The 10,500-nt window shown below is 64.7% G+C and carries 13 protein-coding genes; 2 read left to right on the forward strand and 11 right to left on the reverse strand.

Features of this window, described 5'->3' with window-relative positions; genetic code table 11:
• Positions 1–21: 21 nt before the first annotated feature.
• The 10 genes from ACZ2G1_RS19885 to ACZ2G1_RS19930 all read right to left on the reverse strand — a co-directional run bounded on the left by ACZ2G1_RS19885 (position 22) and on the right by ACZ2G1_RS19930 (position 8,849).
• A complete protein-coding gene (locus ACZ2G1_RS19885; protein WP_470377988.1) occupies positions 22–327 on the reverse strand; it encodes a hypothetical protein in 306 nt (101 codons plus the stop codon).
• Positions 324–935 (reverse strand): 3-phenylpropionate/cinnamic acid dioxygenase subunit beta, encoded by a 612-nt coding sequence (locus tag ACZ2G1_RS19890; RefSeq protein ID WP_470377989.1) that lies wholly within the window; start codon positions 933–935, stop codon positions 324–326. The genes ACZ2G1_RS19885 and ACZ2G1_RS19890 overlap by 4 nt, the downstream gene beginning before the upstream one ends.
• A 2-nt stretch (positions 936–937) precedes the next feature.
• The gene (locus ACZ2G1_RS19895) at positions 938–2,401 is read right to left on the reverse strand and encodes a Rieske 2Fe-2S domain-containing protein (protein ID WP_470377990.1); all 1,464 of its coding nucleotides are present in this window, start codon (positions 2,399–2,401) and stop codon (positions 938–940) included.
• Between the two features lie 138 nt (positions 2,402–2,539).
• Positions 2,540–3,406, reverse strand: a complete 867-nt coding sequence (locus ACZ2G1_RS19900; RefSeq protein WP_470377991.1) for an aldo/keto reductase — start codon at positions 3,404–3,406, stop codon at positions 2,540–2,542.
• A gap of 75 nt (positions 3,407–3,481) precedes the next feature.
• On the reverse strand, positions 3,482–4,624 hold the full coding sequence (locus ACZ2G1_RS19905; RefSeq protein WP_470377992.1) for an MFS transporter: 1,143 nt from the start codon (positions 4,622–4,624) through the stop codon (positions 3,482–3,484).
• A gap of 101 nt (positions 4,625–4,725) precedes the next feature.
• Entirely contained in the window at positions 4,726–5,382 is a 657-nt protein-coding gene (locus ACZ2G1_RS19910; protein WP_470377993.1) for an N-carbamoylsarcosine amidohydrolase, read from the reverse strand.
• A 50-nt stretch (positions 5,383–5,432) separates the two neighbouring features.
• Positions 5,433–6,233, reverse strand: coding sequence for an ABC transporter permease (locus ACZ2G1_RS19915; RefSeq protein ID WP_470377994.1), 801 nt, complete (start codon positions 6,231–6,233; stop codon positions 5,433–5,435).
• Positions 6,230–7,024: an ABC transporter permease gene (locus ACZ2G1_RS19920; RefSeq protein ID WP_470377995.1), complete on the reverse strand. Its 795-nt coding sequence runs from the start codon at positions 7,022–7,024 to the stop codon at positions 6,230–6,232. The genes ACZ2G1_RS19915 and ACZ2G1_RS19920 overlap by 4 nt, the downstream gene beginning before the upstream one ends.
• On the reverse strand, positions 7,021–7,848 hold the full coding sequence (locus tag ACZ2G1_RS19925; protein ID WP_470377996.1) for an ABC transporter ATP-binding protein: 828 nt from the start codon (positions 7,846–7,848) through the stop codon (positions 7,021–7,023). Before ACZ2G1_RS19925 ends, ACZ2G1_RS19920 begins: the two co-directional genes overlap by 4 nt.
• Complete coding sequence (locus tag ACZ2G1_RS19930; protein WP_470377997.1) at positions 7,845–8,849, reverse strand: ABC transporter substrate-binding protein; 1,005 nt, start codon at positions 8,847–8,849, stop codon at positions 7,845–7,847. The genes ACZ2G1_RS19925 and ACZ2G1_RS19930 overlap by 4 nt, the downstream gene beginning before the upstream one ends.
• Before the next feature lie 205 nt (positions 8,850–9,054).
• Here ACZ2G1_RS19930 and ACZ2G1_RS19935 point away from each other — a divergent pair, with 205 nt between their 5' ends.
• On the forward strand, positions 9,055–9,927 hold the full coding sequence (locus tag ACZ2G1_RS19935) for a polysaccharide deacetylase family protein (RefSeq protein ID WP_470377998.1): 873 nt from the start codon (positions 9,055–9,057) through the stop codon (positions 9,925–9,927).
• A gap of 50 nt (positions 9,928–9,977) precedes the next feature.
• On the opposite strand, the gene ACZ2G1_RS19940 is transcribed toward ACZ2G1_RS19935, so the two are convergent.
• A complete protein-coding gene (locus ACZ2G1_RS19940) occupies positions 9,978–10,160 on the reverse strand; it encodes a hypothetical protein (RefSeq protein ID WP_470378039.1) in 183 nt (60 codons plus the stop codon).
• Here ACZ2G1_RS19940 and tatA point away from each other — a divergent pair.
• Positions 10,132–10,410, forward strand: a complete 279-nt coding sequence (tatA, locus tag ACZ2G1_RS19945) for a Sec-independent protein translocase subunit TatA (RefSeq protein WP_470377999.1) — start codon at positions 10,132–10,134, stop codon at positions 10,408–10,410. The two genes, ACZ2G1_RS19940 and tatA, sit on opposite strands and share 29 nt — an antisense overlap.
• The last annotated feature ends 90 nt before the right edge of the window (positions 10,411–10,500 follow it).

Here is a 10,500-nt window from a genome sequence, read left to right on the forward strand (position 1 = left end):
TGCTCTGGCGGTTGCGGGTGTCTATTCGTCTTCGGTCACGAGCGGGCCGAAAGGGTGGCCGATCATGGCCGAGAACGTGGCCGGGGCCTGCCAGGTCAAGGACTCCAGTTCCAGCGGGCAGAGCGTGACCCACTGGCCCGAACGAGGGGATTTGATCATCAGCCGCGAACCGTTGCGGGTCTCGATGCGGGTGACCTGGACCTCGGAGAACTCGTTGGCGATCACGATCGGCGTTCCGGTGACGTGCTCTTCGAGCCGGCGGCGTTCCTCCGTGGCCTGGATCGCCGCGAGGCGGTCTTCCTCCTCGCCTTCCCATTCCAGTTTCACAGGAAGATCGCCAAGTTCTGCATGCGGATGACCGACTCGTCGACCATGATGGTGCGACGGGCCAGCTCCCACCCGGACCCGGATGCGGTACGGCGCAGGAGGTCCTCCCGTCCTGCCGAGACTGTGGCGGACTCCCCGACATCACCACGGCTGCGGAAGAGAAGGACCGCCGAGTCCACGATGATTTCGTCGGGGTTGGGGGTGCGGAAGGTGCGCACGTTGGTGATGTAGTGGCGCAACCGCGACGGCGGATCTTCGGTCCACGCGTGCTCGGTGGCGAAGCGGGCCACGCGGCGGCTGAGCGAGTATTTGTTCTCGTCCCAGTGCGCCATCCCCGGTGAGGTGGTGTAGCCGGCGCCCAGGGCGGTGGTGACGCGGACGGGCATGAGGTAGTGCACGTCATCGGCGATCCGGGAGAGCCACTCGTCGTAGTCCTGGGCGTCCAGCAGGTACGCCTCATCGACCAGCCAACGGTGCGCCTCCAGGTGTAGTTCGTCGTTGAAGGGCAGGGTCTGCCCCGTCCGTTGGGTACGCGGCGCGTGGGCTCCCAGTGCCGACTGTTCGGACAGCGTCAGGTTCTCGTTCTCGTGTGCCGTTCCAACACTCATGTTCAGGCCTCCTCGTGAAGGGTTGCTGCGGGCACGGTCTCTGCGCTGCCGCTGGCGGGCCGGGCGGGCCCTGATCCCGCGGCAGGGGGCGCCTGCACCGGGTCTGAGCCCACGTGCACCTGCGCTGCGGCTTCTACCGGACGCTCGAGGTGATCGGCCCACCGGCGCAACAGTTCACGCTGGTTGTACTCGCTGTAGCCGATACGGGTGGAGCCGGGTCCCGAATATTCCTCGGGGGACAGGGCCTCGACGACGTTCTGCCCGTTTTCCAGCATGCCCATCCGGCTGTTGAGCAACAGGCGTCGTGCCATGGACCCGGCCGCGGTGTTGGTGAGGGACACCCAGTTCTCGACGTCGTCCTGCTCGAACATGCCACCGCTGCCGAAGCACATGAGATACGCCTTGTAGGAGAGCGCTTTGAACTCTTCCGGGGCGTTCTTGTCGACGGCGAACCACGAGAGGATCTCGGTCTCGTTCTCGCTGACCGGCTGCCACATGCGGATGGAGATGAAGGGGAGCACCTCGTCGGAGTCCTCCTCGACCCGCGGCCAGTTGTGGACGAAGCTCATGTTCGGGAACAGTGATGCCGCCGACACCATGAACCCGTCCTTGCCGACCACGTCGAGCTGCTGCTGGGTCCACTGCTCCTTCATCCGGGCGATCATCTCGTCCGGGTAGCCCACGTAGCGCAGGCGGTCTTCCAGAGTTCCTTCGGGCAGCTTGTAGGTGGTGCCACCGCCGTTGCCGGCCCAGTAGGTGGTGCCGTCCTTGCGCTTCTCCGCCTTGGGCTCACGGAAGAGTCCGATCTCCACCACCGAGGTGTGGGTCTGGGGTGTGTGGTACATGTCCCCGGCGAAGTTCTCGGCCCCGATCTTCCAGTTGGCCTTGACCCGCCAACGCTGCGGGCCGCGCAACTCGATGCCGTCCGCGCTCTGCTTCGTGTAGTAGTCCAGGTAGAACTTGAAGTCCCCCAGGAACTCCTCGAGGGGTTCGGCGTCCGGGTCCATGCTGATGAAGATCAGCCCGTTGTATGTGGCCAGCGAGGGAGCCGGCAACAGGGTCTGGCCCTTCTTCTTGAAGCCTTCCTCCCCGCCGTAGGCCTCCTTGTGGAAGGGCAGTCCGACGATGCGTCCGTCGTTGCGGTACGACCAGCCGTGGTAGGGGCAACGGAAGTGGGAGGCGTTGCCCATTTCCGCCCGGCAGACCTGCATGCCGCGGTGAAGACACATGTTGAACAGGGCCCGGACCTGGCCTTTTTCGTCCCGGGAGATGATGAACGAGTCCTCGAGGACTCTGCGGACCACGTAGTCGCCGGCCTCGGGGACTTCCGACTCATGGGCGACGAACAGCCAGCTGCGGTTGAAGAGCCGTTCTTTCTCGAGTTCGAAGATCTCTTTGTCGTTGTAGATGTGGGCAGGGATCATGCCCCGCCGTACGTCCTCGAGGACACCGTTGTGGTCAGCCATGGGAGAGCTCCTTGTCGATCCGCGAGCAGTAAGTCTGCAGAGCAGAGGTCTTCTCTGTTATGAAGAGGTTTCCGTATTTTGTGATCTACGTCAACCCCTGCCCCTCTTTGTGACGGGCGAGGGAAGGTGCGGCAGGGGTCAGTGTCCGTTCTCGGGAGAGTCGGAGTCGCGGGCGGCGCTCTCTCCGCGGTCCAGTTCCGCCAGGGCTTCCATGTCCTCGGTGGTCAGGGAGAAGTCGAACACCGAGATGTTCTCGACCAGCCATTCGGGTTTGGCGGCTTGCGGGATGGGGACGATTCCGTGCTGGACGTGCCAGCGGAGCAGGACCTGCGCCGGAGTCTTTGCTACCCGTTGCGCGATCTTCGCCACGATCGGGTGGTCGCGCAGACCCGATTCGCGGCCGATAGGGCTCCAGGCCTCGGTGATGATGCCCAAGTCCTGGTGTACGGCTCGTGGGGACAGCCGCGCGAGATCGGGACTGAGCTGGATCTGGTTCACGTCGGGAACCACGCCGGTTGCGGCGATGACCTTCTCCAGATGGTTCGGCTTGAAGTTGGAGACGCCGATCGCTTTGACGCGGCCTTCGTCCAGGAGCTTGACGAGGCCTCTCCAGGCCTCGGTGTATTGGTCCAGGGCTGGCACGGGCCAGTGGCACATGAACATGTCCAGGTAGTCGAGACCGAGGGTTTGGAGGCTGCGGTCGTAGGCGCGCTGGACACCGTCGATGCTGTGGGACTCCTTGTTGAACTTGCTGGAGACGAACAGCTCCTCTCGGGGAACGCCGGCCGTGCGGATACCACGTCCCACGGCGTCTTCGTTGCGGTACTGGAACGCGGTGTCGACGAGCCGGTAGCCGCTTCGAACGGCGTAGCGGACGGCCGTTTCGCACTCTTCCCCCACCAGCGGCCAGGTGCCCAGACCCAGATGCGGAATGCTGTGCTCGTGCCGCAGGTGGAGCCTCGGGACCGTTGCGGGGTCATTGCTCGGATAGGGTTCCGTCGTCATGGACAGCCTCTCGTCGAAACGTCTTGTTTTCCTGTCACCGGAGGCACACAGCGCGAGCCTCGGGGTCTGTGCCGGTCAGGCGACATCTCTGTTTGCCCTCCAGGTGGTTGCGGCCGGGGTGGTGATGAGAAGGCCCGCGGCAAACAGGGCGGCCGTCACCGGGGCGAGGGTGACCAGCCCTGCCATGGCCAGCGGCGAGAGAAGGAGCGCCGTGGCGCGGAAGGTGCCCGTCAGTGCGAGGGCGTCTCCGCGTTCTTCCGGGTGCACCTTCTCCGCTGCGATGGCCGGACCGACGGTCTGCAGGATCCCGGCGCCAATGCCGGAAACAGCCAGGGCAACGGCCACCGGTGCGGTCAGACCGGCGAACGGACCTACTGCGGCCAGTCCCAGCCCGGTCGTGAGCACGCCGATGACCAGCGACGCCCTGACGCCTTTGCGGCGCACCCAACCGCTGAGGGTACTGCCGGCGAGAACGGTGGCATTGGCGATGGACAGCAGAATGCCGATGACTGCAGCCGGTTGGCCTGCCAGGGACAGGGCGAGAGGGACGTAGGAATCCAGGAGGCTTTTCCAGGCCCCTGCGCCCGTATTCATCCAGCAAGCCGCGTTGACACCGGGTCGCCGCCACAGGCGGACGTCCCTGCCCGTGGGCGAAGAAGGCCTGGCCGCGAACGGGGGAAACCTGATCAACAAGGCCGCGGGGACGACAGCAACGGAACCTGCCACGACCCCCACCATGAGCGGCAGTTGCACCGAGACCTCCCAGAGGGATCCGGCCACCGCGGGGCCGAGAAGCGCACCGATCCCCGCCGCCAAATTGACGTCCCGGAGGCCACTGACCGGTGCGACGGACGTACGAACGGCGTGGGTCTGACTGCTCGTCCAGAAGAACGCCCGGGCCACCCCCTGCACCAACTGGGACGCCACGAAAACCACGAACACGGGGAAGAGCGCCAGCAGGGCGCACGAGACCGCGATCATCACCCCGGATCCCACGAGGAAGGATCTGTCCGGAATCCGGCGCATCAAGGCGCCCATGTACAGGCGGGTGATCAGCTGAGCGACAGCAGCGACGGCGACCAGCAGCCCGATCTCGCTGGGGGTGTAGCCCGCATGCACGCCCAGCAGGGGGACGACGAGGGACAGAGTGCCCAGCGCGAAACTGAACAAGACGATGGCCAGCGCGCTCAGGGCCCTGTCACGGTTGACGGAGGCCATGCGCTTCCCCGCGGTGAGAGCTCAATCGCACAGACGTCCTCGAGGCTCCGCCGATGCACTGGCCGATGAGCTCTCGCCACCGGGGCCCGTATGCGGAGTCTCTACTGGCGGACATGCTGGAGGTAGACGCTGGCGTCCTCCAGATTCACGACGTCACCGTATTTGTTGTCGATGTCGAAGAGACTGGCAAGGTGCGGCAGCTCGGCCCGATCTCCCACGCCCTCCTCCACGACGACCGTGTGGAATCCGTAGGAGCACGCGTCCACAGCGGTGGCGCGGATGCATCCGCTGGTCGTGCACCCGAGGAGGATCACCGTGTCCACGCCCCGGGAAACCAGCCGGGCCGCCAGGTCGGTGCCGAAGAAACACGAGGCGTACTTCTTGACCAGCAGCATCTCCGTCTCGCGGCGCCCCAGTCGTTCGTCCAGCTCCACCCACTCGCTGCCCTCCACCAGCCAGCTGTTGGAGGGGATCTTACGGATCCATTTGCCGGCCTCCTGGAGGTCCGCGTCGTAGGCGACCGTCGAGAAGATCACGGGCACCTCGGCCTCCCGTGCGTGCGTGAGCAACTGCTGTGTGGCCTGCAGTTGGGTATCGAGATCCCCGGCCAGGGGAGACCTCGTGTCGGTGAACCCCCGGATCAGATCGATGACCAGCAGCGCCGGTCGTTTCCCGAACCCCACCCGGCCACCCAGGCCTTTGGCCCGGAACTCCGCTCGAAGACGTTCGTATTCTTCCACCGCAGCGCTGGTCGACATGGTGTCTCTCCTGTGGCTCGTTCGGACGGTCGGGTCTTGTGTTGCCTGGTTCAGGCTTTTTCGCCGAGCTTGCGTTCGGCGGCCCAGAGGACCATGTTGCCGATGAGCGCGATGGCTGCGAGCAGAATGATGATCCCGTACATGGACGGCAGGTCCAGCCGTCCGTAGGCGCGCAGGGCCAGCAGGCCGAGGCCTGCCCGAGCAGCGAAGAACTCGGCAATGATGACGTTGATGAAGGCGATGCTGAAGCCGATCCGGATGCCGACCATCAGTGACGGGGCCATCGCAGGTACGTAGATCTTGGTGACTGTCTGCAACGGGGTCAGGCTCAGCGACCGCGCGAGCTTGGGCAGGAGCGGGTTGATGGCGCGGACCCCAGCAGTGGTGGAGACCATGATGGGGAACACCGCAGCCAGGGCGGCCATCGCCGACTGGGCGCCGACTCCTACCCCGAAGATCTGCAGAAGAACGGGGAAGAACACGATGCGCGGGATGGCGAAAGCGCCCGCCACGATGGGGTCGAAGACGGCGCCGAGGAACTTGCTTCTGCCGATCGCGTAGCCCAGCGGGAAGCCGATGGCTGCTGCGACGAGGAAGCCGATGGCCACTGCTTCCAGTGTGGTGCTCAGGTGCCGGTAGATGGATCCGTTGGCGAAGAGCTCAGCCAGAGCGGCAAAAGAGGCAGCTGGAGACGACACCAGATCCGAAAGGAGCGACAGCACGGCCCACACGGCGAGCAGTCCCAGGATCACCGCGGCGCGCCACAGGTTGTCCTTGACGTTCGTGGACTTCTTGGCTCCGGAAGGTGCGGCGGTACCAGGTGCGGCAGGGGCGCTGACGTCCGTGCTCATAGCATGTCCTTTCTGATCCGCTTCTCCGACCATGTGAGGATGCCGTTGACGATCACGCTGAGCACGATCACGACGGTGATGTAGGCCCACATGTCCGCGGTGTTCAGCTCGCGGTAGTAGAAGCCGGCGCGGAATCCGATGCCTTGAGCCGCGAGGATGAACTCCATGGCGATCGTGCCGATCACGGCATAGATGAATCCGAGTTTCACCCCGGGGAAGACCAGTGGGGTCGCAGCCGGGAGCAGCACCTTCAGGTAGTACTGCGACGAGGAAGCGTTCACCGATTTCGCGAGCTTGTGCAGGATCGGTTTGATCGAGCCCAGGGCGACCATCGTTGTGAGCGCTATGGGGATGAGTGACATGGTCGCGGCGATGACGACGATGGGGCCCGCGTTCAGTCCCATGACCGCCAACAGGACGGGGTAGAACAGCAGGGTCGGCATCGCATACCCGGTGACCAGGAAGGGCTCCAGGACGCGCCCCACCGCAGGAAGCCGCCACAGGAGCACGCCCAGCGGTATTCCCCCGACGAGCCCGATGGCGAAGGCGGCCAAGATGGTCGTCAGGGTGCGCGCCGCGTCCGCACCGAACTCACTGGTCGGGACGATCGAGGCCAGCCGCGCGAGGATCTCCGACGGCGGGACCATGAGGTTGCGGTCGATCAGCCCCGTCCTGGTCGTTGCCTCCAGAACGGCGACGAGTCCGATGATGATGGCCCAGCGGACGACCCGGGGCCGTCGCCACAGAGGATCCGGCCGGAGCTGTGATGAGGCCTTGTCTGTGACCGTCACGCCGCCTGCGCTCCTGGGCCCAGGGTCTTCTCGGCTTCCACCTTGACCAGTTCCCACAGGTGGTCCTCGATCTCTCGGAACCGCGGCATGGCATGGGTGCCTGCGGGCCTGGGCCGGGGGAGGTCGATCTTGACGACCTCCTTGACCACCGACGGCCTGGCGGACATGACCCAGACCTCGTCCGAGAGGTAGACGGCCTCTTGGATGTCGTGGGTGATGAACAGGACCCGGTTGCGGGTCTTCTCCCAGATGTTGAGCAGTTCCCGGCCGACGAACTGGCGAGTCTGCTGATCCAGCGCTCCGAACGGCTCGTCCATCAGCAGGACCCGCGGCTCCATGGCCAGCGCTCGGGCGATGGCCACTCGTTGCTTCATGCCTCCGGAGAGCTGGCCCGGGCGGTGGTTCTCGAACTGTCGCAGCCCGACGAGTTCGATCATGGCACGGGCCTTGTCGTGGCGCTCAGTCTTGGAGATCCCCTTGACCTCGAGTCCGAACGCCACGTTGTCCAGCACGCTGCGCCAGTGCAGGGTCGAGTCCTCCTGGAAGACCATCGCGGTGTCGCGTCGCGGTCCGGTCACGGTCTCGCCGTCGATACTCACCGTCCCCTGGGTGGGCTTGAGCAGGCCGCCGACCATGTCCAGAAGGGTGCTCTTCCCGCAACCACTGGGCCCGATCACGGAGACGAACTTGTGCTCGGGGATGGCCCCGCTCACGTTCGCGACGGCCTGGGTCACGCCGGTTGCGCTCTGGAAGGTCATGCCGATGTTGTCGAAAACGACGTCGTGTTCCTGCGCGGCCGCAGGCTGGGTGGAAGTCTGGCTCATGAGAAGAAGCCCCTCATAACGACGGCGTCCATGTCCGGATCCTGGGTGATCTGGTCCTGCTCCTTGCCGGCTTCGACGACGGCATTGAGCTGGGCGTCGGTGAATTCGAGACTGAAGAAGTCCTGGGAGTTCCTCAGCGCCTCCAGGGCGACCTCCGGTTCGTACTCGATGGCTCTGGCGTACACCTCCGCAGCCGCCTCCACGTCGTTGGAGATCATGTCCATCGCCTTCTGCAGGGCCCGGCCCCATCCGCGGAGGGCGTCGGCGTTCTCGTCCAGGAACTGCCCCGTCGCGACCAGGCACGTGTCGGACCAGTCGGTGACGTAGTCCCGGGACCGCCAGATGACCTTGCCGCCGCTGTCGTTGGCGATCAGTTCGGACAATGGCGAGGCCGTCCACGCCACGTCGACGACGCCCTGGGACACCTGAGTCCACGAATCGCTGGCTGAACCGACACTGACGAGCTCGACATCCCTGCCCGGTTCCAGCCCCGCCTCGCGCAACGTACGCTCCGCGAAATACGAGGAGTTCGATCCCGGAGTGCTGACGGCGACCTTCTTGCCCCGCACGTCCTCGATGCTGTTGACCGGAGAGTCCGGAAGCGCGATGAAGTCGACGGACGCGGCAGTGTAGACGTTGCCAAAAATCCGGACATCCATACCGCTTTCTGCAGCGATGAAGACAGGCAAAGTCGAGGAGGTGCCGAACCCGATCCCAGAGTCGATGCCGCGCACCGTGTCCAGTCCACCGGGGAACTGGATGTGTTCGAGGTCGAGTCCCTCTTCTTCGTAGAAGCCCTCCGACTGGGCGATGAAGAACGGTGCTGAGTGGATGAGGCTCGCGAGACCGGTGACGGCAACGTCCCCAGAGTAGCCCCCGCCGCCGTTGCCGCCGCCGCCTTGCCCGCACGCCGTCGTGGAGCCCAGAGCGACAACGCCTCCTGCTGCGGCTGAAAGCTTCAAGAAGCCTCGACGTCCCATGGGGCGAAAGATGGTGGTCATGCGGTTCTCCCTCGTCGTGTGTGGCGCATGTCCTGGCAAGTGAACCACGTCACTTTACTGCTGTCCAGACCCTTCCTCTGCTGTCCAGATGGGCCTAGGATCACCTCCATAACGCGAGGGGGCCGAGCAACGCCCAGGCGTGCTAGCCGCGCAGGCTGAGCTGCCGGAGGACTCGTGTCATCTGACCGAAGGACTGATGTATCCGATGGACAACAAGCTCTACGACTACAGTCCGATCATTGATCGAGCCCCCCTCCACTGGCCCGAGGGCAAAAAGGTGGCCTTCTACCTGGGTCTAAATCTCGAGCATTATCAGATCGACAAGCCCTCGACTTCCATCTTCGGGGGCACAGCGGGGCTCCACCCCGATCCGCTCAACTACGGGTGGCGCGATTACGGACTGCGCGTGGGGCTCTGGCGGATGGTTGACTCTCTCGACAGGCACGGCATTCGGGCAAGCGCTCTGGTGAACGCGGATGTGTGCAGGCACTACCCGCAGGTTGTCCGGGCCGGCCTGGAGCGGGACTGGGTCTGGGTTGCCCACGGGCGCGACAACTCGACCTTCCAGGCGGGAATGTCCCGAGAGGAAGAAGTTGACTATCTGGAAGACGTGGTCCGCACCATCGAATCGCACACCGGCTCAAGGCCCAAAGGTTGGCTGGGACCCGCCCTGACGGAGACGGGAAACACTCCCGAGATACTCGAAGAACTCGGTCTGAGCTACGTTCTCGACTGGTGTGTAGACGACCAGCCTTTCCATCTCAACGTCGCTGGCATGATGAGCGTTCCCTACTCGATCGAGGTCAACGACATTACTCTTTTCACGAACAGAAACCTCAGTGGCCCCGATTTCCTGCAGATCGTGAAGGATCAATACGAGCAACTTTGCGCGGACGCGGGAGAGAGTGGGCGGGTGATGTCTTTGCCGCTCCACCCCTTCATCATCAACCAACCCTTCAGGCACAAGTACCTGGACCTCGCGCTCGAGTTCATAGCAGGCCAGCCTGACGTGTGGTTGACCACCAGCGACGACATCGCGATGCACTTCCAGGACATGCCTGGACGTCAAGGCAGCTAAGCGCGCAGGCGCCTATCCCAGCCCCGTTGGTTGGCGTGTACCGTCCGTGTTCACCCCCGTGGGGCGACGTCTTGGCTGAGTACCGGAACGGCTCCGACCGACGAGAAACCGCCCGTCTGGAACGCCGCATGGAGCGCAAGGACCGTATGGGCCAGCCGCAGCGGATGAACGACATCTGCCGGGCCGAACAGAAAGGAATCTTCTATGGGTAGGTTGTTCGACAGCCCCTTCATGATCCTGATCATCCTGCTGGTGATCCTGCTGCTCTTCGGCGCCCCCAAGCTGCCGGGCATGGCCCGCAGCCTCGGCCAGTCGATGCGCATCTTCAAGTCCGAGGTCAAGGAGATGAAGAAGGACGACCAGGCCGACGGCTCCGGCGTTGTCATCGACGGCAAACCCGTGCACGACGGCCAGGACGTGACGCCGGACCGCGCCCCCGGCCCGGGCGCCACCGGGCAGCCTCCCGGAAATCCGCCGGCCTGACCCGTGCGAGCGGTCCGCCTCCCGTGCCGGGGTGCGGACCGCTCGCACGAGGCCACCGCACCACCCGGCCCCGACGTCCCGAAGGTCCCC

The organism is Kocuria sp. KKT182 (assembly GCF_055635395.1).